Source organism: Acinetobacter sp. GW821-FHT09D10 (assembly GCF_059416285.1).
This window is the reverse complement of record NZ_JBWKOW010000014.1, coordinates 1-22,572: the sequence shown is the minus strand read 5'-3', so window position 1 is coordinate 22,572 and position 22,572 is coordinate 1. Positions and strand designations below refer to the sequence as shown.

Genomic DNA, 22,572 nt, shown 5'->3' with positions numbered 1-22,572 from the left:
AATTACTAAAAAGAAGGGTTACGAACATCGGCGTACTGTCGATATCTCGCCACCCTCCAAAAAATCTTCAATTCTTCTTGTTTCTATACCCGTCTTTCTAGACGTGACACCCAAAATGGAGCGACCCACGACATTGCCTGAACGAGAATAAAACCAAACAGCAATGCTAACGGTGATAAAGGTTTAACATTGCTCAAAATCAAAATAAATCCAACGATCATGATTGCAAATTTGCCTAACATGCCCCTATACATGTTAGACAGCACTTGTTTTGATGCTCTCGCACCTGCTGTTCTGAAGGATTGCCACGAGAAATAACTCATAGCAAGCCAGCAAACCAGTGCACCAAGTGCCGCACTTAATGCTGCTGTCATGTCTTTTATGCTCCACGCCACGAGGGCGGAAACAGGGATCATACATGCTTGTAAGAAGACCAAAGCTTTTGCTAATCGTCGGTCAATCAAGCGACTAGTTCGGCTCATTATTTATCCACTCACAGCATAAATGCTTGACAAGTTTAGCTGATGATCGCTTTTAATCGCAGGCATTATAGAGTTACACCCCTGAACATGCAATCTTTTCCCGACTTTAGTCGGGGTTTTTCATGACCGGTGGTGCTGACGCTACAGTCAGCCTTTGTTTATTTTTTATCTTACTTTTGCGTACTTAATACACATTTATCTGTTTTTATAGCCAGTTTCTTCCATGCAGTGACGAAATCATCCTCGTTATTCATGCTCTCGTCTACTGGTTGAAAAGTAATGTTACCTAATTTTTGATACTGACTTTTAGTGGTAAAACTTTCTGCGAGCAAACACATCTGATTTTTCGGTCGATTATCATTAAGATACTTAATTTGAGCTGCTGTTGGTGCAACATGCGGATCATCTGTCAAAGCACCTGCGAACTTTAAGTTTAACGAGCGCTCTAAATATTGATAGGCATCATGATATGACCAATATGGCTTACCATTACTTGTACTATCATAAACTTGTGCAGCCTGAAACATCTTACGGGCAAACATATTGGCATTATTCCAATATTTAGCCTTGTTTTCAGGATGCTGCTGAGAACGTAAAGCAGCAATAAAGAAACCGATTCGAACTGCATTGTTTGGTTCTAACCACACATGGGTGTCTACTGTATTAGGTAAAGCCACGCCGCGTGTACTACGCAGGGGTAAAACAGAAACTATGCCGCTATCTAATAAGGCAATCGCTTTCTTATTATTACCTAACAATTTATTTAGAGGTGCTTCATGAGCCTTACCCAACCAGATCACTAAAGATGCATCATTAATTGCTTTACGGTGAGCCGGAGTCAACTGTACGTCATGACCGGTCTGACCTTTAAGCAAAAGCTGAGGTTCTTCAACACCCTGAGTGATTTCTTTTGCAATCAGATAAATCGGGTGTGTAGAAACCACCAAACCCTGACTCCACCCTAACGTACTCAAAAGAGAGAACATACTGAAAACAAAAAAACGGAACATGCTAGACCATCAATTTAAATTAGCTCGAAGCATGTTATAATATAACAAAGTTACAAAAATACCTAAGATTAATCGAATGAAGCATCGCTTCATGCTAATATTCCGTTAAAAATTCGAGGTTATTTCTATGAGTTCCTGCTCGCATGAACATCATGATTCTTTGCATGGTGTGCATGATCACCATAATGTCGCAAACCGTTTAGCTGAAGCAGAAAATTTATGTTCTGCGACTGGCGCACGACTTACGCCTTTGCGCAAAGAAGTTTTGGAACTCATTTTAAATGCTTCGGGCCCAATGGGCGCATATGACTTACTCGCACGTATAAAAAGTCAAACTGATCGCCCCGCTGCCCCTCCAACTGTATATAGAACTTTAGATTTTTTATTAGAAAAAGGTTTGATCCATCGCCTAACTTCTATTAATGCCTATATTCCCTGTTGCCACCCTCGTGAAGGTCATCAAGCAGCATTCTTGATTTGTACCGAATGCCACATGGTTAAAGAAGCCTCTTCTCAAGGTTTAACTCATCAGCTTGACCAACTTGCAGCGTCAGATGAGTTCGTGGCTCAACATAGCATTATTGAAATCTCGGGGAAATGCCAACAGTGCCGCACAACTCCTTAAATCCCGTATTAATTCAGCTTGAGCAGGTTTCTGTTCATCGCGATGATCGGGATATTTTAAAAAAAGTTGATTTTGCTCTACATCAAAATGAAATTGTGTCTTTGATTGGTCCCAATGGTGCAGGTAAATCAACACTTATTAAAGTTCTACTCGGTATTCTCCAGCCGAGTAGTGGCCGAGTTACCCATCATAAAAAACTTAAAATGGCTTATGTGCCACAAAAGTTCAATCCTTCACACAGCCTACCTTTGCGTGTTCAGGATTTACTTGATTTAGAAAAATGTAACCCTGCCCTGCGTCAGGAAATTATTCAAGACACAGGCATTTCCAAGTTACAACAATCAAAAGTACAACAACTTTCTGGTGGAGAGCGCCAACGAGTACTACTAGCGCGTGCCTTACTTCGCCAGCCAGATATTTTAGTTCTTGATGAACCTATGCAAGGCTTAGATATTCAGTCTGAAGCTGAACTTTATGAGTATGTCCGCAGTTTGCCGGAACGATATAACTGTGCAATTTTAATTGTTTCCCATGACTTACAATGGGTGATGGAAGGAACACACCGTGTAGTGTGTTTAAATAAACATATTTGCTGTAGTGGACTACCCGAGAACATTCAACAACATCCTGAATATCAGGCTATATTTGGAACTCAACGGGTTTTCTATCAACATCATCATGATCACTGTGCTCACGGTGATGCTGCACACCCCTGCCCTCATAATGACCGCCCTCACATCCACCCAGAACCGGAAGCTTAAGCCATGATGGAATGGTTACAATTATTGTTACCCGCATGGATTATGGGAACCTTACTGGTCTTTTTGACCGCACCTCTTGGTTGTCTAATGCTTTGGAGACGGATGTCTTTTTTTGCTGACACCATGGCACACGGCACACTACTTGGAGTCGCTATCGCAGGTGCTTTAAGCCTCCCACTTTGGCTTGGTGTTGCAGGCACTGCCATTTTATTAGTCGCAATTTTATGGGCGCTACATGACAATCGCTTACCCAATGATGCTCTCTTAGCCTTATGTTCAGCGACATTACTCTGTAGTGGTTTATTGTTTATTCAACATGTACCAAGTTTAAGACCAGAGCTGTTAAGTTATTTATTTGGTGATTTGCTGAGTATTGACTGGCCCGACTTACCGGTTTTCACTTTAGTTATTGCGATATCACTCGTAATTCTTTACCGTTTTTGGCAGCCGCAAATACAGTTTGCAATTGATCCAGACATTGCAGTCAGTGAAGGTGTAAATGCGAACTGGCAACGGCTTATTTTCATGCTTTTATTGGCTTTATTTACTGTCTTAGCTTTGCGTGCTGTAGGTTCTTTACTTATGGGTGCATTACTCGTAATACCTGCTTTAAGCGCTCGCTTACTAGCAAACTCGCCAAAGCAAATGGTTATTTGGGCTTTTGTATTAGCCCAGCTTGGTGTGAGTGTCGGCTTATGGTCAAGCGCAGCACTGAATATCTCTACAGGCTTGAGTATTGTTTTATGCATGGCGTTAACTTTCGCTATTATTTTTATAACTCAAAAGCTAAAAAATCAAACACAGGCGGCCTAAATTAGGACGCCTGATGAACTGTACTTAATAATAAAGCAGCACAACTAAACATAACAGCAAAACCCCGATTCAAATATTTTTGCTGTTTAGGGGAACGAAGTAATCTTAGAACCTTTGATGCTAGCCCTGTATATCCAGCCATGACAACCAAATCGATACTAATCATAGTCACAGCCATAATCAGATACTGTATCCATTGAGGCTTACCCAAATCTAAAAACTGCGGTAAAACAGCTAATAGAAATACAATCGCTTTGGGATTACTAATATTGACCACAAAACCATTTAGCAATAGCGCAAATACAGATTTATCTCTTTTTTCTTGTTGAATCTCTATATCTTTTACAGGTGCTGTCCATTGCAAATAAGCAAGGTATAACAAATAAATCACACCAAACCATTTCACAAACTGAAAAGCCAAAGGTGTCGTTGCAAATAGAACCCCAACACCCGCTGCCACCACCATAATTTGAAGTAGCAAAGCAATTTGTAAACCGATTGCATTCCAATAACCATGTCTAAAGCCATAGTTTAAGCCACTCGACATTGAAGCAATTGCTCCCGCACCTGGTGAGATACTAATTACCCAACAGGCCAACATATAAGCGAACCAAACTTGCAGAGACATAGCGAAAAATAGACTATAAAAGTGGAATTATACTGTTTTATAAAACTATCTTGATGAGAATTCAAACAATAAAATCAAGAAATAGACTACTAACAGCTCTGCGCATCAGGCACAATAATTAAAACTCATATCAAATTATAATCGAGGAGATTCCTTCCAATGAGTGCTCAATCTGTCATTTTACCGTTGCCATCAGACCATGCACGCTTTATTGTTCTTCGTTTAAAAGACTTAACTATTGATGAATTAAAAAACCAACTTAATGCTTTATTTGAAGCACGTGACCGTCTTATTACCCAACATTCAGATGCTCAAATTAAAACAGCAGTCGCTTTTGGTCCCGAATTATGGGAACAGCTATATTCGCAAACTCCTGTAGGTTTTAAGCAGCTTGCGCCTGAACAAGGCGCATTCAATATGCCCGTTGTGCCAGCTGATGTTCTCATTCATATTGCTAGCATGCGCTCTGATATTTGTTTTGCATTAAGCCAAGCATTTTTTGAAGGTATTCAAGATAAAGTTGAGGTTCTTGATGAGCGTGTATGCTTCCGTTATTTCGATGGCCGAGATATGACTGGCTTCATAGACGGAACCGAAAACCCTCAATTTCCAGACGACCGAGCTGAGACAGCACTCTTACCAGAAAGCGCTGGGGTATTTGCAGATGGCAGCTTCATTTTCGCGCAGCGCTATGCCCATGATTTAGAAAAATGGAAAAAATTGAAAGTTGATGCGCAAGAAAATGTTATGGGCCGCACCAAACTTGAATCTATTGAATTAGATGATGACGTTAAACCAGAAAACGCCCATGTTGCCCGTACAGTTGTTGAAGATGATGAAGGCGAAGAAATGGAAATTTTACGTCATAGTCTGCCTTATGGAGATGGTAGAGGTGATCAAGGTCTATTTTTCATTGCCTACACCAAAGACTTAACCATTATTGACGCTATGTTAAAGCGCATGTTCGGTACAAGTGGAGATGGTATCCACGACCGCTTATTGCACTTTGTGACCCCACTTGATGGTGCTTATTATTTTGCACCTAGTGAAGAGTTGCTAGAAGAAATTCTAGAAGACTAAAATAAAAAAGAGGAGCTTAAGCTCCTCTTTGTACATTCTCACTCTTAGAAAGGAATACGCTTATATTTGCGGTATTCAGGTTTCCAGAACGACTGATCAATTTTCTGTTTCAACAAATCATCACTAATTGTTACAGCGACACCATCAGCCATAGCAGCTTTTGCAACTTCGAACGCAATAACTTTAGAAACTTGTTGAATCTCACCCAATGGCGGTAATAAATCAGCTTGTGGATCTTTAAGCAATGGAGAGCAATTTGCTAAAGCACTACTTGATGCCATTAACATATTTTCTGTAACACGCTTAGCACCAGATGCCACCACACCTAAACCAATGCCCGGGAAAATGTACGAGTTATTACACTGCGAAATATTGTAAAGTTTGCCGTGATGATTCACAGGAGCAAACGGACTACCTGTTGCAATTAATGCTTTACCTTCAGTCCACTCCACAATATCAGCAGGTACAGCTTCAACACGTGAAGTCGGATTAGATAATGGCATTACAATTGGTCGTTCACAATTTGCCGCTAAGGTCTTAATGATTTCTTCTGTGAACAAGCCAGGCTGTCCAGAAACACCAATTAACACTGTAGGCTTAGCATTTTTAACAACATCGAGGAGTGAAATGACTTCTTCGATATTGCCCCACTGATCAACCACCTCAGCTTTTTGTGCTAACTTACGCTGGAAGTCGAGCAAGTTTGGTTGATTCTCAGTGATCAAACCAAAACGGTCTACCATATAAACGCGAGCACGCGCTTCTGCATCGGTTAAACCTTCTGCAATCATTTGTGCAACAATTTGTTCTGCAATACCACAACCTGCCGAACCCGCACCTAAAAACGCAATTTTTTGATCTTTTAATTGCTTGCCTGCGGCACGACTTGCAGCAATCAAGCTACCTACAGATACCGCTGCTGTTCCTTGAATATCATCATTAAAACAGCAAATTTTATCACGGTATTTTTCTAAAAGTGGCATCGCATTTTTTTGTGCAAAATCTTCAAACTGAATTAATGCTTTTGGCCAACGACGCTTCACAGCTTCAATCACCATATCTACAAATGCGTAATATTCATCGCCACTAATACGCGGCTGACGCCAACCCATATAGATCGGATCATTTAACAATTGTGGATTATTGGTACCAACATCAATTGTAATTGGCAATGTATAGGCTGGGCTAATACCACCACAAGCTGTGTAAAGCGAAAGTTTCCCAATCGGGATTCCCATTCCGCCAATACCTTGATCACCAAGACCTAAAATACGTTCACCATCTGTAATGACGATAACTTTTACATTGTTTTTATTTACGTTTTGCAAAATATCATCAATCACATCACGATCTGGATATGAAATGAAGATACCGCGGTGACGACGATAGATATCAGAGAAACGCTGACATGCCTCACCCACGGTTGGGGTATAAATAATCGGCATCATTTCTTCGAGATGATTTTCGATTAAATGATAGAACAAGGTTTCGTTGGTATCTTGGATATTACGCAAATAGATATGTCGATTGATATCATCAGTGAAAGCGCAATATTGCTGATAAGAGCGCTGGCTTTGCTCTTCAATAGTTTCAATAATATGGGGGAGTAAACCGTGTAAGTTAAAGTTACTTCTTTCTTCTTCAGTGAAAGCCGAACCTTTATTTAAAAGTGGTAACTCTAAAAGTGTAAAACCTGCATATGGGATATAAAGGGGATGTTTACTTGGGTGTCCTGATATCATTGCCTATCTCATTTTCCAGCTTAGAGTAGAGAAAAACACGTTTTGTATGGTCTCTAAAACTCTTTGTGCGTATAAGCTTAAGCCTAATTCGTTCAAAATAGATATTTTAAACCGTGATGTTAAAATTAAAGACTATTTAGTTAAAACATGTTTAAAAATAAGCAATAAATATCAATGCTTTAATAATTTTATATTTTTAAAAACTCTTTTATTTATCTAATTTCAAAAGCTTTTAATATATATTTTTACTTACATAGCCATTTTTATAAGAAATAATGGTGAGATTAAAAGCTAATCTACTTTTTAAAACTTCTTAGAAGGCTTGTATTTGTTTGTTTTTAGAATAGTGAAGTGATTCACTCTGCAATATTCATTTAAAAAATAATCCTCAGTAAATTGCACAAAAAGAATTACTGGAATATCAAATCCACTCCCCTAACTCATAGGAAATTTGCTATATTTGACGTTTTTCTGCGACATCTATTTTCGATTGATATGAATACGGCAATACAAGCAGCTCTCGACCATGCAGTGCAAACTCTTCAACAAGAAGGGGTGCTTCCTTCCGACTGGAATAACACAAGCAACTTAACACGCACCAAAGACCGAAGCCATGGCGACTTTGCTTCTAATATTGCCATGATCGGCTCGAAAGCTGCTGGTATGAAACCACGTGATTTAGCTGAGAAAGTTCTAGCTGCATTACCAGAAGTTGCAGATATCAGCAAAGCTGAAATCGCAGGACCTGGTTTTATTAACTTCTTTTTAAATGCAGACCAGCGCTTTGCTATTCTTGACCAGATTCAAGCACAAAAAGAATTTTTTGGTCGCAGTCAGGCAAATGCAGCGAAAAAGATCCAAGTAGAATTCGTTTCTGCAAACCCAACGTCTAGTCTACATGTAGGTCATGGTCGTGGTGCTGCATATGGTATGACTGTTGCCAAATTACTTGAAGCAACAGGTGCTAAAGTTGACCGCGAATACTATGTAAATGATGCTGGCCGTCAAATGGATATTTTGGCGACTTCTACTTATTTACGTTATTTAGAATTACTAGGTCAAAACCTTGTATTTCCAAAAAATGCTTATCAAGGCGATTACGTTAAAGAAATAGCACAGACTATTATTGATAAAGATGGCGACGCATATCTTCGAGAAGTGGCTGATGTCTATAAAGATGTGCCAGAAGACGTGCAATATGCAGAAGAACTAGATAGCGACGGCAATAAAGTCGTTTTATCTGGCGACAAAGAAAAACATATTGATGGTCTTATTGCCAACTCTCAACAATTACTAGGTGAAGGCTACCGCGTATTCCACCAAGCTGCTCTTCATGCCATTTTAGATGACATTAAAGATGACCTTGCTGACTTTGGTGTAACGTTCAACCAATGGTTTAGTGAAGCATCTCTTAGCGCAAAAATTGACGAAGCTTTAGAAACACTTGATCAACGTGGCTTCCTTTATGAAAAAGATGGCAACATCTGGTTTAAATCGACCGAATTTGGCGATGAAAAAGACCGTGTTGTTAAACGTCGTAATGGTCAAACCACCTACTTTGCATCAGACATTGCTTACCACTTAAATAAATTACAACGTGGGTATACTGACCTGATTGATATTTGGGGCTCTGATCACCACGGCTATATTTCTCGCGTAAAAGCGGCAATCGATGCAATGGGTTACGACTCTAAAAAATTGACTGTGCTTTTGGTTCAGTTCGTAAGTCTATGGCGTGGTGGCGAGATGGTTCAAATGTCATCTCGTTCAGGTCAGTTCGTGACTTTACGTGACTTACGTAAAGAAGTGGGCAACGACGCAGCTCGTTTCTACTACGTGATGCGTAAGAGTGAACAACACATTGACTTCGACCTTGACCTTGCTGTGTCACAAAGTAAAGACAATGCTGTGTACTATATTCAATATGCACATGCACGTATTTGCCGTATGTTAGAAAAAGCGTTAAGCACAGGCTTACAATTCGATGTAAATGCTGCACGTACACATGCTACTCGCCTATCTCTTGATGCTGAAACTGAGATTCTTGCTAAACTGGCAGCTTATCCAGATGCAGTGTTGCGTGCTGCAAATGCGTATGAACCACATCAGGTGGGTAACTACTTAAAAGAATTAGCTGCCTTGTTCCACGCTTGGTACAATGAACATAAAGTATTAGGCGATGATGCTGAGCTTACACAAGCACGTTTATTGCTTTCAATCAATGTACAACAAGTGTTGCATAATGGTTTAGAATTACTTGGTGTATCTGCACCAGACTCTATGTAAAAATTATATTGCATGGCAGTAAAATAAAGGTCATGCAACATATAGTAAGCAGTGGTTTGTAGAGTTAAAATAGCTTATACAAGCCACTGTTTTTAGCATCGTAATACGAGAATCAAACTCGAATTAAAACAATCAAAATACAGAGGAATAATCCACGTGTTTGGCAAAACGCAACGCGGTGTATCTGAAAGACCTAACAAGCCTAAAAAGCCCCTAATTCCCAAATGGTTAGGGACACTTGTCGCTATTTTGGCGGTCTTATGTATCGCTGTAATGCTTATGCTTTGGAAACCTTGGCAACCTGTTCCTGCAAAAAATCAGATTACCTCTGAACATTATCAAGAAGAAGATACCAATAAAGACTATCGTTTCTACGATCTATTACCCCAACAGCAAGTAACGCCCATTCCGGAACAAGCGATTCCTGAAAGCAAAAATCAAGGCACAGCCATGATTGTTGAGGCACCAAGTGCAACTCAACCAGCTGCTTCAGAAAGTGCAGGAATTGATACGAATCCATCAGCCACCGCTCCTCAGCAACCTACTTATATTTTACAGGTTCGCAGCTATAATGACCCAGATCAAGCTGATGCTCGCCGTGCAGAAATCATTTTAAATGGCTTATCTGCAGATGTAGTTAAGAGTACTGAAAATGGGCAAATATGGTACCGTGTTATTTCTGGACCTTATGACACTCAAGACGCTGCATTGGCTGCACAACAGACTTTACAACACAGCGGCATTGACTCCATCGTGATCAAACGAAAGTAAAGTGAAAATAAAAAGGAACAAATATTTGTTCCTTTTCTTTTAAATATCAGCACAATTGCTTTCATTAGAACCAATTCCCTTTTTTTTCGCTTTTTGAAACGCTACCCTGCGCCGAATACGATGTAAAAAAGCCTGAATATTAGGATATTTCCCTTGCAAGCGTGATTGTAAAGACTCTAGAGGGAAGCTCATTTGAATATCGGCAAATGAAAAATCGCCTGCGAAATATTCATGCTCTGCCAAATAGTTTTCTAAAAAACTAATATGATCTTTCATACGAGGGCGGACAAAATTTGCCTTCACCCCTTCCGTGATTTTTTTTGCTACTGGTTGAATTAACCACGGCACATGCTTATTTACACTATTCATGACCAAAGTCATGACTAAGAGTGGCATGAGTGAGCCTTCTGCATAGTGCATCCAATAAATATACTGCTGTAAATCTTGGGGCTGCGTAGGTTTAAATTGTTGATTCTGATCATAACGTTGCTGTAGATATTCCAAGATCACCGCAGATTCTGCGATGACTTGCTCATCATCTGTCAGAATTGGAGCTTTACCTAAAGGATGAATACATTTCAATGTTTCTGGAGCGGAATAGTTAGGTAAGCGCTGATAATAATGAATATCATAATCTAAGCCTAATTCTTCTAAAGCCCATAAAATTCGAAACGATCGCGAACATTCCAGGTGGTGTAAACTAATCATATTATTGCCTGCTTTTATTTTTCTTTTTACATAAAAAACAGCATGTGAACATGCTGTTTTATTCCATTTGTGGGATGGATATAAAATCATCCACCTCCACAAAATAGCATTTTTACACTGTAACAAGCACAGTATGAATGTCTAAACTACGTAACAAAGTTTTAGTGACCGGAGTTTTACTGCATACCACTAAGATTTTTTGTTGGAGCTCTTCATCTGGTAAGTCTTTAAAAACAATACGACGTTCAATATGCTCTTCATGCTCTCTATTGGTATGAAAATCAATTTCAACCGAGAACTCACCAAAATCATAACCCTTATGTTTGGCATACATTCTTAAAGTGATGAGCGTACAAGCTGCCAAACTTCCAGTAAGCAAATCATAAGGTGCTGGGCCTTGATCTTGCCCTTCTAGCTTTTCAGGTTCATCACAAAAATATTGATGGCGACCACTGGTAATCTCACCCTTCCATTGCTCGGCAAGGGGCTTTGCTTTACTGCTTGCGATTACTGCTGTCATTTTGATGCTCTCATTTGATCTGGAAGAACGGGGGCTTCTAAGCGTGCACCAACATAATCTGGGATTTCACCAAAACGCGCATCATGATTAATCCATTGCTCACGGGCTTCTTTTAAATCATCCATTGTACGTGCAACAAAGTTCCACCAGAGCAAAATTGGCGTTTCAAACGGTTCACCACCAATTAAAAGAACACGATTGCCTTTTTTTACTTCAATCTCAATTTCACTTAGTCCAGTATCTAATACAACCATGTTATCAGCTGTTAATTCATGACCATTCACATGGGCAATACCTTCTAATGCCATAAAACCATATTCATAATTAGGATTTAATGGAATACGGGTTTTCGTATCTTTGGTAGCAATTAAGTCAACACCAACTAAAGGCGTATGTACCACTACTGGAGAAGTAGTTACCAGATATTCGCCTACAAGAACGGTAAATTCTAGACCGTCCTTTTCAACAACAGGCAACTCAGGATAATGTTCAAATTTCGGATCCATATTGCGCTTATGATCAGGTAAAGCAATCCAGAGCTGAGCAGCGTGCATTTGAGTTTCAGTATCAGGTGCAACTTCTGTATGAGAAATGCCATGACCTGCCGTCATCAAGTTAACTTGCTTAGGACGAATCAGTTGTTTTGAACCTAAACTATCGGTATGCATCATGGTCCCTTCAATCATCCAAGTGAAGGTTTGCAAACCAATATGAGGATGAGGTCCAACATCTAAACCGTCACCCGCAGGAAAAGACACAGGGCCTGCATGATCTAAGAAACACCACGCTCCAATCATTCGTTTTTGTCGGCTAGGTAAAGCCCGCTTAATGACTGTCCCCTGTCCAATTTCAGCAGAGCGAATTGGAAATTCCTGAATAAACTGATTGGCAAATTTTTCGCAATCCTTTGAATCAGAAATATCGTAATCATTATTATTGCTCATGATATTACTCTCTTTTACCTATGCTTTTGCAATGAGTTGTTATACTGATCTTAACAATACACTCATTATTCAATATAGTCTTTTAGTAATACACAGGGTGTTATGAATGAGACAATCCATTTTTAATTATAGAAAAATCAAGGCTGCATGAAATATGTTTAAGATGATTGATCTTTAACGAGCTGTTTTAGGTTTTTCATGAATTGACCAAATTGTGGGAAAAACTCTTGAAATAGAGGGTGGTCTCGATTTTCCAACATAACTTCACTAAAAAGTTTTAGCCCAACACCAAAAGATTTTGTAGTTTCATCATCAAAAAAATCTGCTTTTTTTAAACGCTCAACAATTTCAAAGATATCGTCATGATTACCCGCATAGAACTCAAGACGCTCGGTATATGTAGAGGCCTCTCCTTTTGCATTCTTTAAGTGTTGTACAGTGACATGATATTGATGTTGTTTCATATATAAATTCTCTATTAAAAATTTAATGACTATGGATGATTTCGACTTGTTTAAGATCAATTTGAAATTGTGTAAATACTGACTGTAAAGATGCTAAAAATTGCTCTTGTTTAGCGGCTGTTAGATCTGTACAACGAATTTGCAATAATTGATTATTCTCGACTGTTGGTAAGTTAAATTTAGCTTCATCTCGTTGTGGCTGACGATTTGAAATTAAACCCGCTCCCGTTAAGTCGTTCACTACCCGATAAACTGTGGCTAAACTTAGTTTCTGTTTTTGGGCATATAACTTTTGGTAAATCTGTTTGACAGTTAGATCTTCTGCTTGCTGTTGAATTAAAGACAAAACAGCAAGTCTTGGATGAGTGACTTTTAGGCCCGTTTCTTTGATTTTATGCTGTAGCTCTAACATTTCTATTTCCAACTTATAATCGCCCAATCGAAACCGCAGCTTGATCAATTTTTTCGGCAATTTGATAAATCTGCTCTTGCTGTAGACTCGCCGAGTTCAACTTCAAACGTAAGGCTGTTTTTAGGTTTTCCATCGCACGGTGAATTTCAATTAATTCATCATTACTGTGAATTTCACGTCTAAGTCGTAATTTTTCTAATAGCTCAGTCAGCTTGTCTTGTTGTTCGGCTAAGTAAGCTTTACCAAATTCTGTGATTTGATATTGCTTACGTTCTACGTCTAACAAAGTAATGAAATTCATTTCTTCCAGACTAGTTAAAGTTGGGTAAATGGTACCTGCACTTGGTGTATAGCCATCGCCCACCAAATCACTTATTTCTTTAATAATTTCATAGCCATGCTTTGGACTTTGCTGAATGAGATAAAGTACTAAAAGTTTCATTCTGCCCGCTTCAAAAAGTCTCCCCCGTCGCCCTGAACGGTGATGACCACCATGATGTTCGTGGTGTTCAGCATGATGATGCTCTGATTGTTGTTTCATCAGTAAAGATTCCCTAATATGCTTAATTTATATTTATTAAGATATATCTTAATATATCTTTTATCAACTATAAGTAATAAGTTCAGATCTATTGTTTTGATATATATTAAAATTTAAGTAATAAAAAAGAGTGCTTAAGCACTCTTTCTACTGGCAATACGTCACAAATATATTTATCAAACAACTAAATTATTTCGAATGCCGCCTTTGTGTTTTTCAAAGTCCTAATAAATATCTACCTTTTATTAATAGATAAATTTTAAATTTAGATAAACATAAATTAAATGTGATGATTTTCTTCGATTAGCATATATACCAAATCAAGTTCAGGACAATCATATCCCATTGAGGTCAGAGCTGCTGTAACTTGCCCTCTGTGATGAGTTCCATGATTAAAAACATGTAATAGTGTTTCAGCATATGGCAGGCTCATCTCTTTACCAGTAGATGTTTTGTACTGCAGATCGTATTTAAATTTTTCAATATCAACACATTTTAAAAAATTTATCCAATTACCAACCTTATCCTCTAACTGAAATATCAACTTGTCTTTATCATTCTCTATGATGGTATTTAGCTTTAATATCGGTGAAGGTTTAGCTAAAAAACGAGGAAACCAAAGATAGTGTTCGCCAACAAGTAAATGATTTAAAGTTCCGGCGATACTTTTGAAATAAAGTCCACAATCAGCATTGAAGTCGTCATTAGAAACATTCCTCAAAACCTGATTTAATTTTTGAGTAGACCAAACGTTGTATCGAGCTAATAATTCAAACGTTTTTAAATCCATTTATAAAGAACCGGTTATTAATTTGTCTAAAATTAACATAACACGGCTTATAAGAAATGAAGTTAACGTCTTTAGCAAAAAATCAAATATTTAAAACTTTCACTTCATTGTAAAACAGCAAAAAGCCGACTTTTCCAAGTCGGCTTTTTATTAATCCATTCTAGAAATACCACACTGCCGTAGGCATCTTGCACTTCACTTAAAACAATGTTTTAAGTTCGTTCATGGCATAAATTTAGCTAAAAGCTACTGCTTTTAGAAAACCCTCTGCCGCGAGCATAGCTCTTGGCGTAAAATCGGCAAAATGCATTGCATTTTGAAACTCCGATTTTACTCCCATTCAATCGTGGCTGGTGGTTTAGATGACACGTCGTATACAACACGTGATACATCTTTAATTTCATTCATAATACGCGTTGAGATTTTATCAACCAATTCGTATGGTAAATGTGCAAAACGAGCTGTCATAAAGTCAACTGTTTCAACTGCGCGAAGTGCAATAACCCATGCATAACGACGACCATCACCTACTACACCAACTGACTTAACAGGTTGGAACACAGCAAATGCTTGAGCTGTTTTGTCATACCAACCGCTGTCGCGAAGCTCTTGCATAAAGATGTCATCAGCAAGACGAAGAATATCTGCATATTCCTTTTTCACTTCACCCAAAATACGAACACCTAAACCTGGTCCTGGGAATGGGTGACGGTAAATCATGCTGTGTGGCAAGCCAAGTGTTGTACCTAATTTACGTACTTCATCTTTAAACAAGTCACGTAAAGGTTCAACCAATTCAAATTCTAAATCTTCTGGTAAGCCACCCACATTATGGTGAGATTTAATAACGTGTGCTTTACCTTGTTTGCTTGCAGCAGATTCGATCACGTCTGGGTAAATCGTACCTTGCGCCAAGAATTTCACGCCATCAAGTTTACGTGCTTCTTCAGCAAAAACTTCAATAAACTCACGGCCAATGATTTTACGTTTTTTCTCTGGATCAACTTCACCAGCTAATGCAGTTAAGAAACGTTCTTCAGCATCGGCACGAATGACACGGATACCCATGTTTTCAGCAAACATTTGCATTACTTGGTCGCCTTCGTTTAAACGAAGTAAACCGTTATCAACAAATACACATGTTAACTGGTCGCCAATTGCTTTGTGTAAAAGCGCAGCAACTACAGATGAGTCAACACCCCCAGAAAGACCTAAAAGAACTTTTTCATCACCAATTTGCTTACGTAACTGTTCTACACGTAAATCAATGATGTGTTCAGGTGTCCAAAGGCCACCACATCCACAAATTTTATGAACAAAATTTGCAAGTAATTCTTCACCTTTTGCCGTGTGCGTTACTTCTGGGTGGAATTGCACACCATAGAAACGGCGTGTTTCATCACTTACAGCAGCAACTGGACAACTTGGCGTGCTTGCAGTAATGCTAAAACCTTCTGGAATCTGGCTCACTTTGTCGCCATGACTCATCCAGACATGAAGTTGGTCTTCACGGTCTTGTAAGTTGCCAATCAGTTGGTCGCGTTTAACGATATCAACTTCGGCATAACCAAATTCATGTACAGTACCCGGCTCAACTTTACCGCCTAACTGTTCAGACATGGTTTGCAAACCATAGCAAATACCCAATACTGGAACACCCAACTCAAACACCACTTGCGGTGCACGTGGGCTACCTTCTTCATGCACACTCTCAGGTCCACCTGACAAAATAATGCCATTTGGCTTAAAAGCGCGAATGTCTTCTTCAGACATATCAAAAGCATACATTTCAGAGTAAACACCGGCTTCACGTACACGACGTGCAATGAGCTGGCTATATTGAGAGCCGAAATCCAGAATCAGGATACGATCTTCAGTAATTTGAGTATTGGTAGTCATGACAAACCACTAAATGGCAAAAGAATTAAGCGCGCCATTTTAACATTTTTCACGCTTCGGCGCACCGCAAATCATCATATATCTTATTTTTTTCATTTCTGAATCATTTCTATAGCTAGATTCTCTGACATAAATCAATATTTACTTATATTTATCAATAATCTGAGTTAATCTTAAAAACTTCATACGTATTGATAAATTCATCACATTCTATGCAGCATCACCATGAATTTGATGTTAAGATGACCCGATAAAACAGGCATTACCATGGAAAGGTAAATACCATAAGCGATATTTGTCTGTGTTTAAACAATTATCCATTTTTATGGCTTGTTGCCCCCTATCAAAATCAATAGAAATCCAAGGAACAACAATGCTTCAAACTATGATTGCAGATTTCCAGCAACATTTTTGGTTGTATATCTCTATTCCTTTTATGAGTGGTTTAATTGGCTACATCACCAAGGTGATTGCCATTCAGATGATGTTTTCGCCACTTGAATTTAAAGGCATTAAACCATTTCTAGGTTGGCAAGGCATCGTGCCACGCAAAGCCGAGAAAATGGCAACAATCGCTGTTGAACTCATGACAGCCAAGCTCATTAAACCTGAAGAAATTTTTGCCCGCCTAGATCCAAAACGTATTGCTAAAGAAATAGAAAAACCATTGCTGGCCGCAGCTGAAGATATTACCCGTGATGTTGCGCAAGAATATCAGCCTGGGTTATGGGAAGGCATGCCAGAGTTTGCTCGCCAAAGACTGATTCGCCGTGTGCAATCAAAAGCACCCGAGATTGTTGAACATATCATGGGTGAAGTACAACGTGATGTGAACCGATACTTTGATATTAAACATCTGGTTATTAGCAACTTACTTAAAGACAAACGCCTACTCAACAACATTTTTAAACGAGTAGGAAAACAAGAATTTAAATTTTTCAGTAATGTCGGATTTTTCTTCGGTTTTGGTATTGGTGTGATCCAAATGTTTTGCTGGATCGTTACCCAAGGAAAATACCCGTGGATGCTTCCAATGTTTGGCGGCTTTGTTGGTTTTTTCAGTGACTGGATTGCACTGCAAATGATGTTTAGACCTCTTTATCCTAAAAAAATATTTGGTTATACATGGCAAGGTTTATTTATCAAACGTCAAAATGAAGTTGCAGCCGACTATGCTGCGCTCATTTCTAAACAGCTTCTGACTTCACGTCATATGATGGAAGAATTATTTTCTGGTACACATTCTGATCGTGTTATTGATCTGGTTAACCGTCATGTAAAACAAGAAATTGATATGCAAGCTGGTGTTATTCGCCCATTGGTTGTATATGCAATTGGCGGAGAAAAATATCAGAATATGAAATCGCAAGTTGCTGAACGCATTATGCAACGGCTTCCAGAGACTATGAAATACGTAGAGTCTTATGCAGAAGATGCCATGAATATTCGTAGTACTTTAATTGAACGCATGCAGAAATTAACACCTTCTGAATTTGAAGGCATGTTACGCCCTGCATTCAAAGAAGATGAGTGGGCACTCATTGCAGTTGGTGCAGTACTTGGTTTTGTTGTTGGGGAATTACAAATCCAGTTCATGCTCTAATTTTTTAAATCATAGAAATAAAAAAACCGGATGAATTGATCATCCGGTTTTTTTTATTGTTGTCTTAAATATTATTTCTCGATTGCATGATCCAGACTAATACGGCCAGCACCATGAAGCATCAAGAAGAATAAGCCACCTGCCATTGCAAGGTTTTTCATAAAGTGAATGCCATTATTGTATTGCGCCGCTGCATCAGCACCACCTTGGTGGAATAAAAAAGCAGTAAGAACACTAAAGATCCCAAGCCCAAAAGCCGCAAAACGTGCTTGAAAACCAAATAACAAGGCTAAACCACCACCGAACTCAACCAAGATAACTAAAGGAAGAATTCCAGCTGGAACCCCCATTGCTTCCATATATCCAGCAGTTGCTGCATAACCGGTAATTTTCCCCCAACCAGCAACAAGGAAGATATAGGCAATAAGAAGACGCGCAACGAGGCTAATGAAACTGTCTGCGCCTGATTGCGTTACGATATTTTTGACCACTACATTTGGATTAAACATACTGCCACCTTTATTTAAATGCTTATTTATTGATGAGCTCATTCTAGGTTTGGGACATTGATAATTAAATACTCAAAATTCATATATATCGTTGCATAAACGAGATGATCAATTTGTATTTTTTTGATGTTTTATACTGACTTTCTATAGGCTCACTGCTAGGATTTGAGCACGGTTTACCACTTGCTCTTATCATGGAACTTCTTGATTTTATTCTACACGTTGATCAACATCTCGCCGAATTTATTATAAATTATGGGACGTGGATTTATGGCATTCTATTTTTAATTATTTTTGTTGAAACCGGTTTAGTGGTTATGCCGTTCTTGCCGGGAGATAGTTTGCTATTCGCGGCAGGTGCTTTAGCAGCATCTACAGGTGCGATGGATCCATGGGTACTGGGCACTCTACTCTTCATTGCCGCTGTTTTAGGTGACACGGTCAACTACCATATTGGGCGTTTTATCGGTCCACGTGTGTTTGAAATGAACTCTCGATTCATTAATAAACAGCACTTAGTTAAAACTCAAGAATTCTTTGCTCGTCATGGCGGCAAAACCATTATCTTTGCTCGTTTCATACCATTTGCCCGTACGTTTGCACCTTTTGTTGCTGGGGCTGGTAGCATGAACTATAAGTTTTTCCTAACTTATAACATTATTGGCGCATTCTGTTGGGTCGCTTCTTTTGTAACTTTAGGCTACTTATTTGGAAATATGCCAATCGTTAAAGATAATTTTACCCATCTTATTTTTGGCATCATTATTATTAGCGTTTTACCAGGCATCATCGCATTTATACGTGAAAAACTAAAAAATCGAAAAGCCAACGTTTGAGATTAATTTAGAAAAACCGGAATACTACTGGAAGCATACATAAAATAAGTAACATGGCCGATCCTTTATATAAATGATCGGCTTTTATTTTTTTGATTGGACCCGTTAACAATGCCCGTCCAAAAATCATCCAGAAACTTGCAGCCGGAATTAGGATTAAAGTAAAAATACCAAACACTATGAGAAAATTTTCAGGCGAATTCCATGCTTCAGCAGGAAAGATCCCCGCTGCAAACAACAAAGCTTTAGGGTTTTTTAAGGTAGATAAGAATAATTGGCGGGGGCGAATATTACGGTGACTTTGACTGAACTGTTGTAAATGGGTGTTCTTCCATAAGTGAAAAGCAAGCCAGAATACATAGAACACACTCGTAATATGCAAAATGAGTAGCAGTGCTGGCCAAATTGGAGCGGCTAAATGAATAAATACAGCCCAAAAGCTAATCCCGTAGGCATAGCCTAACCATTCCATTGGAATAAGCCAGAATGCTTTAGATAAACCTTGAGAATGAGCAGCGGTTGCAAGTAAAGCATTTGTCGGACCAGGAATAAGCAACACAGCCAACATTGCCAATACAAAAAACCAACTCTCAATCATAAAATTTCCACAACATCCAAGATGGGGCCACCTTAAACGAAATAGGCAAAATATAGCAAGTTGATGAGGACTTTTGATTATAGAAAATACAAGATTTATGAAGCTCAAAAATTTGAAATGTATTGATTTATATTCATTTTATTATGAAACATTTTGCTAAACTTTATTCACCACAATATGCCTTAATTAGCATATTGTGATGCGAAATTGGCTATTAATTGGTCTTTTTTCGAACAATAATTGGACAGTTTTTGAATTGAGCCGCCTGAACTATTGCTTCTTGCTGACCTAAAACACGTGAAAGTTCAGTGTTTTTGGTTGAAGAAGATTGTCCCATATTGACAGAGATGGATGGACCGAATCCCCAACCGCCTCGTCCCCAGCCGCCACCGAGTCCAAGTCCAACACCCATACCGGTACTTTTCGGAGTTTGTACGCCATTATCGATATATTGTTGAATACGGTTATATTCACTTTGCAGCTGTTGGCAGCCCAAAGATTGATATTGTGTCGGAGACACGTAAGTCGGTTTTACCGTCGTCGCACAAGCGCCTAGTAATAAAGTGGCTGCCACCAAAGGCGCAATATATAAGCCTTTCATCATTTTTCTCTTATCGTTTTGGCTCAATTTCACCAAACAATGTCTCATAAGCTTGAGTCAATTTATGTTCTGGTGCCAAATGAGCCAAAGGTAAATTTTTCTGATGCGATTCTTTCATTAAAACCGAAGGCGGTAACATGCTATTAAGTACAGGCAACCCTTCATCTTTCAACTGCTGAACCACTTCCCGAGGTAATTTTGCTTGAGCTTGAAATTGGTTGACGACAATTCCTTCAATTTCCAAGCGATCATTATGATCATCTTGCGTTTCGAGAACATTTTCAATCAATGTTTGTAACGCGCGCTTTGAAAAGACATCGCAATCGAAGGGAATTAAGACTTTATCTGCTGCTATCAGTGCCGACAAAGTAAAAAAGTTAAATGCAGGTGGTGTATCTATATAGATACGATCATATCGTCCAATTAAGTTTTGAATTGAATCACGTAATTTATAAATTTTATGTTTACTTTCAAGTGCATGCTCAAGGGCACCAAGTGTTGGGCTGGCAGGAAGCACGTCTAATTTTGCAAAAGGAGTTGAGTGTACAAAGCTATCAATATCTTTATTTCGCGGGGCTTTTAAAATCGAACCTAATGCATTACCGATTAAACCCTTTTGTTGATTGTTTCCCAACACATCATCAAAGAAATTTTCGATATTTGGTTCTATAATTGATTTTTCAGCAGAATAAGTTGCGTCATCCCCTAAAAGGTACTGACTAGAGTTGGCTTGAGGATCAAGATCAATGACCAATGTCCTTAAGCCATGTTTGGCACTAATTGCGGCCAAATTTACAGTAATACTTGATTTCCCTACACCGCCTTTTTGGTTAAACACCACACGAGTTAACATGTTTCCCTCTGCATATTTTTTTACTGTACGCAGTTTAACCTAGAGCTTAAGCAAAAAGGCAAAGAATGTAGAACAATTAAGCAAAAACAGGCTTCACAATCACTAAAATAATAATAGCAATAAATGCGATAGCGCTAATCATTAAACCGGCCCTACGTTGCGCTAATAAAAGAGTGTCATCTTTTTTAAAGGCTTTCATAAGGGAAGATAACAAGACTAAAAATAGAATAATTTTAGCGTAAAACCACGGCTGTACCTGAAAGTCTTTCATGACCAATAAAATTGCGCCAGTAATAAAAACTACGGTAAATGATAGATGTTGTAAGGCAACTAATATTTTACGTCCCGTCGGATTTGGTTGTTCGCCTTGCACACCCACAAACAAAGTCGAAGCGCGTAATACAAAAACCATAAGGGCGGCAGCCACCGCGGTCATGTGAATAATTTTAGTCAGTAAATGTGCATCCATGAAATTAACCCTTAGCTTTTAGGTGCATGTGCACATTCTGGGCTAGCAGGTGCCTGACCTTGCCACTCACTTGGTAAATAAGCATGAATTGCTAAAGCATGAATTTGCCCTGGATTCATTAAGTCTGAAGCTAACGCATAAACTTTTTGATGACGTTGAACCAAACGCAATCCATTAAATTCATCGCTCACTACAATCACTTTAAAATGTGATTCTTTACCCGGGAAATAACCACCGTGTCCGGCAGACTCATTGATGACTTCCAAATGGCTGGGTGCAAGGGTCTGTAACCGTTCAATCAATTGTTGTTCAAGGCTCATAGCTTTTCCTTTTACGATTATTCGTATATTTGAACCTAGTATACCCTGTCTGCACACAAACAAAAGTTGCTCTTGTACGCTTTGGCTTCAAACAAAATGTCTATTTATTCGGCAACTTAACGAGAAAAATACATCTAATTACCCATTTCTGTTTTTATTTTATGCAATCAGCATATTTATTTGCATAAAGTTGTTGACCCATGTTTCGCTTAATGTATTATAAGCGGCACGCGGGAATAGCTCAGTTGGTAGAGCATAACCTTGCCAAGGTTGGGGTCGCGAGTTCGAGTCTCGTTTCCCGCTCCAA

Annotated in this window: 26 protein-coding genes and 1 tRNA gene; 9 read left to right on the top strand and 18 right to left on the bottom strand. The window is 38.8% G+C overall.

Going from position 1 to position 22,572, the window contains the following annotated elements:
• Positions 1-83: 83 nt before the first annotated feature.
• Entirely contained in the window at positions 84-482 is a 399-nt protein-coding gene (locus tag AC07M3_RS18725; RefSeq protein ID WP_209735246.1) for an ATP synthase subunit I, read from the bottom strand.
• Between the two features lie 170 nt (positions 483-652).
• Positions 653-1,492, bottom strand: a complete 840-nt coding sequence (locus AC07M3_RS18720; RefSeq protein ID WP_005037453.1) for a metal ABC transporter solute-binding protein, Zn/Mn family — start codon at positions 1,490-1,492, stop codon at positions 653-655.
• Positions 1,493-1,619: 127 nt separating this feature from the next.
• Between AC07M3_RS18720 and AC07M3_RS18715 the strand changes: the two genes are divergently transcribed.
• The 3 genes from AC07M3_RS18715 to znuB are packed head-to-tail and all read left to right on the top strand — an operon-like array spanning position 1,620 to position 3,691.
• A complete protein-coding gene (locus AC07M3_RS18715) occupies positions 1,620-2,117 on the top strand; it encodes a transcriptional repressor (protein WP_003655556.1) in 498 nt (165 codons plus the stop codon).
• On the top strand, positions 2,090-2,878 hold the full coding sequence (znuC, locus tag AC07M3_RS18710) for a zinc ABC transporter ATP-binding protein ZnuC (RefSeq protein WP_494568019.1): 789 nt from the start codon (positions 2,090-2,092) through the stop codon (positions 2,876-2,878). The genes AC07M3_RS18715 and znuC overlap by 28 nt, the downstream gene beginning before the upstream one ends.
• A gap of 3 nt (positions 2,879-2,881) precedes the next feature.
• Positions 2,882-3,691 (top strand): zinc ABC transporter permease subunit ZnuB, encoded by an 810-nt coding sequence (gene znuB, locus AC07M3_RS18705; RefSeq protein WP_026057177.1) that lies wholly within the window; start codon positions 2,882-2,884, stop codon positions 3,689-3,691.
• A 1-nt stretch (position 3,692) separates the two neighbouring features.
• On the opposite strand, the gene AC07M3_RS18700 is transcribed toward znuB, so the two are convergent.
• Positions 3,693-4,319 (bottom strand): LysE family transporter, encoded by a 627-nt coding sequence (locus AC07M3_RS18700; RefSeq protein WP_199991060.1) that lies wholly within the window; start codon positions 4,317-4,319, stop codon positions 3,693-3,695.
• Between the two features lie 159 nt (positions 4,320-4,478).
• Here AC07M3_RS18700 and AC07M3_RS18695 point away from each other — a divergent pair, with 159 nt between their 5' ends.
• Positions 4,479-5,399: a Dyp-type peroxidase gene (locus AC07M3_RS18695; RefSeq protein ID WP_199991059.1), complete on the top strand. Its 921-nt coding sequence runs from the start codon at positions 4,479-4,481 to the stop codon at positions 5,397-5,399.
• A 44-nt stretch (positions 5,400-5,443) separates the two neighbouring features.
• Here AC07M3_RS18695 and AC07M3_RS18690 read toward each other — a convergent pair whose 3' ends face one another.
• Complete coding sequence (locus AC07M3_RS18690; RefSeq protein ID WP_209832117.1) at positions 5,444-7,141, bottom strand: NAD-dependent malic enzyme; 1,698 nt, start codon at positions 7,139-7,141, stop codon at positions 5,444-5,446.
• A 495-nt stretch (positions 7,142-7,636) separates the two neighbouring features.
• Between AC07M3_RS18690 and argS the strand changes: the two genes are divergently transcribed.
• Both argS and AC07M3_RS18680 read left to right on the top strand, forming a co-directional pair.
• Positions 7,637-9,427, top strand: a complete 1,791-nt coding sequence (argS, locus tag AC07M3_RS18685) for an arginine--tRNA ligase (RefSeq protein WP_005037465.1) — start codon at positions 7,637-7,639, stop codon at positions 9,425-9,427.
• A 156-nt stretch (positions 9,428-9,583) separates the two neighbouring features.
• Complete coding sequence (locus AC07M3_RS18680) at positions 9,584-10,198, top strand: SPOR domain-containing protein (protein ID WP_003655571.1); 615 nt, start codon at positions 9,584-9,586, stop codon at positions 10,196-10,198.
• Positions 10,199-10,237: 39 nt separating this feature from the next.
• Here the strand turns inward: AC07M3_RS18680 and AC07M3_RS18675 are convergent, their stop codons facing one another.
• The 8 genes from AC07M3_RS18675 to guaA all read right to left on the bottom strand — a co-directional run bounded on the left by AC07M3_RS18675 (position 10,238) and on the right by guaA (position 16,476).
• On the bottom strand, positions 10,238-10,906 hold the full coding sequence (locus AC07M3_RS18675) for a glutathione S-transferase family protein (protein WP_375037372.1): 669 nt from the start codon (positions 10,904-10,906) through the stop codon (positions 10,238-10,240).
• A 112-nt stretch (positions 10,907-11,018) separates the two neighbouring features.
• Positions 11,019-11,426: an OsmC family protein gene (locus AC07M3_RS18670; protein WP_003655574.1), complete on the bottom strand. Its 408-nt coding sequence runs from the start codon at positions 11,424-11,426 to the stop codon at positions 11,019-11,021.
• Positions 11,423-12,370: a pirin family protein gene (locus tag AC07M3_RS18665; protein ID WP_133747925.1), complete on the bottom strand. Its 948-nt coding sequence runs from the start codon at positions 12,368-12,370 to the stop codon at positions 11,423-11,425. Before AC07M3_RS18665 ends, AC07M3_RS18670 begins: the two co-directional genes overlap by 4 nt.
• A 158-nt stretch (positions 12,371-12,528) precedes the next feature.
• On the bottom strand, positions 12,529-12,834 hold the full coding sequence (locus tag AC07M3_RS18660) for a DUF3861 domain-containing protein (RefSeq protein WP_494568020.1): 306 nt from the start codon (positions 12,832-12,834) through the stop codon (positions 12,529-12,531).
• A 22-nt stretch (positions 12,835-12,856) separates the two neighbouring features.
• On the bottom strand, positions 12,857-13,246 hold the full coding sequence (locus AC07M3_RS18655; RefSeq protein ID WP_494568021.1) for a Fur family transcriptional regulator: 390 nt from the start codon (positions 13,244-13,246) through the stop codon (positions 12,857-12,859).
• 13 nt (positions 13,247-13,259) lie between these two features.
• Positions 13,260-13,787 (bottom strand): PadR family transcriptional regulator, encoded by a 528-nt coding sequence (locus tag AC07M3_RS18650; RefSeq protein WP_092710552.1) that lies wholly within the window; start codon positions 13,785-13,787, stop codon positions 13,260-13,262.
• A gap of 280 nt (positions 13,788-14,067) precedes the next feature.
• Complete coding sequence (locus tag AC07M3_RS18645; RefSeq protein ID WP_092710549.1) at positions 14,068-14,577, bottom strand: DinB family protein; 510 nt, start codon at positions 14,575-14,577, stop codon at positions 14,068-14,070.
• A 330-nt stretch (positions 14,578-14,907) separates the two neighbouring features.
• Positions 14,908-16,476 (bottom strand): glutamine-hydrolyzing GMP synthase, encoded by a 1,569-nt coding sequence (gene guaA / locus AC07M3_RS18640; protein WP_005049067.1) that lies wholly within the window; start codon positions 16,474-16,476, stop codon positions 14,908-14,910.
• 385 nt (positions 16,477-16,861) lie between these two features.
• Between guaA and AC07M3_RS18635 the strand changes: the two genes are divergently transcribed.
• Positions 16,862-18,079 (top strand): DUF445 domain-containing protein, encoded by a 1,218-nt coding sequence (locus AC07M3_RS18635; protein WP_170834095.1) that lies wholly within the window; start codon positions 16,862-16,864, stop codon positions 18,077-18,079.
• A 71-nt stretch (positions 18,080-18,150) separates the two neighbouring features.
• On the opposite strand, the gene AC07M3_RS18630 is transcribed toward AC07M3_RS18635, so the two are convergent.
• Complete coding sequence (locus tag AC07M3_RS18630; RefSeq protein WP_213074657.1) at positions 18,151-18,588, bottom strand: DoxX family protein; 438 nt, start codon at positions 18,586-18,588, stop codon at positions 18,151-18,153.
• Positions 18,589-18,782: 194 nt separating this feature from the next.
• On the opposite strand from AC07M3_RS18630, the gene AC07M3_RS18625 reads away from it, so the two are divergent.
• Positions 18,783-19,424, top strand: coding sequence for a DedA family protein (locus tag AC07M3_RS18625; protein WP_005037487.1), 642 nt, complete (start codon positions 18,783-18,785; stop codon positions 19,422-19,424).
• A 7-nt stretch (positions 19,425-19,431) separates the two neighbouring features.
• On the opposite strand, the gene AC07M3_RS18620 is transcribed toward AC07M3_RS18625, so the two are convergent.
• The 5 genes from AC07M3_RS18620 to AC07M3_RS18600 all read right to left on the bottom strand — a co-directional run bounded on the left by AC07M3_RS18620 (position 19,432) and on the right by AC07M3_RS18600 (position 22,265).
• Positions 19,432-20,022: a LysE family translocator gene (locus AC07M3_RS18620; RefSeq protein WP_005037489.1), complete on the bottom strand. Its 591-nt coding sequence runs from the start codon at positions 20,020-20,022 to the stop codon at positions 19,432-19,434.
• A gap of 214 nt (positions 20,023-20,236) precedes the next feature.
• Positions 20,237-20,623: a hypothetical protein gene (locus AC07M3_RS18615; RefSeq protein ID WP_004795328.1), complete on the bottom strand. Its 387-nt coding sequence runs from the start codon at positions 20,621-20,623 to the stop codon at positions 20,237-20,239.
• A gap of 10 nt (positions 20,624-20,633) precedes the next feature.
• Positions 20,634-21,476, bottom strand: a complete 843-nt coding sequence (locus AC07M3_RS18610; protein WP_003655596.1) for a ParA family protein — start codon at positions 21,474-21,476, stop codon at positions 20,634-20,636.
• A 76-nt stretch (positions 21,477-21,552) separates the two neighbouring features.
• Positions 21,553-21,945 (bottom strand): SirB2 family protein, encoded by a 393-nt coding sequence (locus AC07M3_RS18605; protein WP_005037496.1) that lies wholly within the window; start codon positions 21,943-21,945, stop codon positions 21,553-21,555.
• An 11-nt stretch (positions 21,946-21,956) separates the two neighbouring features.
• Entirely contained in the window at positions 21,957-22,265 is a 309-nt protein-coding gene (locus AC07M3_RS18600; protein ID WP_004640501.1) for a BolA family protein, read from the bottom strand.
• A 230-nt stretch (positions 22,266-22,495) separates the two neighbouring features.
• On the opposite strand from AC07M3_RS18600, the gene AC07M3_RS18595 reads away from it, so the two are divergent.
• Positions 22,496-22,571, top strand: a tRNA-Gly gene (locus AC07M3_RS18595).
• Position 22,572: the final 1 nt, after the last annotated feature.

Excerpts from the sequence above, each read along its gene's own strand:
- AC07M3_RS18635 (WP_170834095.1), top strand. The coding sequence starts at position 16,862 with ATGATTGCAGATTTCCAGCAACATTTTTGGTTGTATATCTCTATTCCT.
- AC07M3_RS18660 (WP_494568020.1), bottom strand. The coding sequence starts at position 12,834 with ATGAAACAACATCAATATCATGTCACTGTACAACACTTAAAGAATGCA.
- AC07M3_RS18675 (WP_375037372.1), bottom strand. The coding sequence starts at position 10,906 with ATGATTAGTTTACACCACCTGGAATGTTCGCGATCGTTTCGAATTTTA.
- AC07M3_RS18715 (WP_003655556.1), top strand. The coding sequence starts at position 1,620 with ATGAGTTCCTGCTCGCATGAACATCATGATTCTTTGCATGGTGTGCAT.
- AC07M3_RS18600 (WP_004640501.1), bottom strand. The coding sequence starts at position 22,265 with ATGAGCCTTGAACAACAATTGATTGAACGGTTACAGACCCTTGCACCC.
- AC07M3_RS18665 (WP_133747925.1), bottom strand. The coding sequence starts at position 12,370 with ATGAGCAATAATAATGATTACGATATTTCTGATTCAAAGGATTGCGAA.
- AC07M3_RS18655 (WP_494568021.1), bottom strand. The coding sequence starts at position 13,246 with ATGTTAGAGCTACAGCATAAAATCAAAGAAACGGGCCTAAAAGTCACT.
- argS (WP_005037465.1), top strand. The coding sequence starts at position 7,637 with ATGAATACGGCAATACAAGCAGCTCTCGACCATGCAGTGCAAACTCTT.
- AC07M3_RS18615 (WP_004795328.1), bottom strand. The coding sequence starts at position 20,623 with ATGAAAGGCTTATATATTGCGCCTTTGGTGGCAGCCACTTTATTACTA.
- AC07M3_RS18670 (WP_003655574.1), bottom strand. The coding sequence starts at position 11,426 with ATGACAGCAGTAATCGCAAGCAGTAAAGCAAAGCCCCTTGCCGAGCAA.
- AC07M3_RS18695 (WP_199991059.1), top strand. The coding sequence starts at position 4,479 with ATGAGTGCTCAATCTGTCATTTTACCGTTGCCATCAGACCATGCACGC.
- AC07M3_RS18620 (WP_005037489.1), bottom strand. The coding sequence starts at position 20,022 with ATGATTGAGAGTTGGTTTTTTGTATTGGCAATGTTGGCTGTGTTGCTT.
- AC07M3_RS18610 (WP_003655596.1), bottom strand. The coding sequence starts at position 21,476 with ATGTTAACTCGTGTGGTGTTTAACCAAAAAGGCGGTGTAGGGAAATCA.
- AC07M3_RS18650 (WP_092710552.1), bottom strand. The coding sequence starts at position 13,787 with ATGAAACAACAATCAGAGCATCATCATGCTGAACACCACGAACATCAT.
- guaA (WP_005049067.1), bottom strand. The coding sequence starts at position 16,476 with ATGACTACCAATACTCAAATTACTGAAGATCGTATCCTGATTCTGGAT.
- znuB (WP_026057177.1), top strand. The coding sequence starts at position 2,882 with ATGATGGAATGGTTACAATTATTGTTACCCGCATGGATTATGGGAACC.
- AC07M3_RS18690 (WP_209832117.1), bottom strand. The coding sequence starts at position 7,141 with ATGATATCAGGACACCCAAGTAAACATCCCCTTTATATCCCATATGCA.
- AC07M3_RS18605 (WP_005037496.1), bottom strand. The coding sequence starts at position 21,945 with ATGGATGCACATTTACTGACTAAAATTATTCACATGACCGCGGTGGCT.
- znuC (WP_494568019.1), top strand. The coding sequence starts at position 2,090 with ATGCCAACAGTGCCGCACAACTCCTTAAATCCCGTATTAATTCAGCTT.
- AC07M3_RS18700 (WP_199991060.1), bottom strand. The coding sequence starts at position 4,319 with ATGTCTCTGCAAGTTTGGTTCGCTTATATGTTGGCCTGTTGGGTAATT.
- AC07M3_RS18720 (WP_005037453.1), bottom strand. The coding sequence starts at position 1,492 with ATGTTCCGTTTTTTTGTTTTCAGTATGTTCTCTCTTTTGAGTACGTTA.
- AC07M3_RS18625 (WP_005037487.1), top strand. The coding sequence starts at position 18,783 with ATGGAACTTCTTGATTTTATTCTACACGTTGATCAACATCTCGCCGAA.
- AC07M3_RS18645 (WP_092710549.1), bottom strand. The coding sequence starts at position 14,577 with ATGGATTTAAAAACGTTTGAATTATTAGCTCGATACAACGTTTGGTCT.
- AC07M3_RS18630 (WP_213074657.1), bottom strand. The coding sequence starts at position 18,588 with ATGTTTAATCCAAATGTAGTGGTCAAAAATATCGTAACGCAATCAGGC.
- AC07M3_RS18725 (WP_209735246.1), bottom strand. The coding sequence starts at position 482 with ATGAGCCGAACTAGTCGCTTGATTGACCGACGATTAGCAAAAGCTTTG.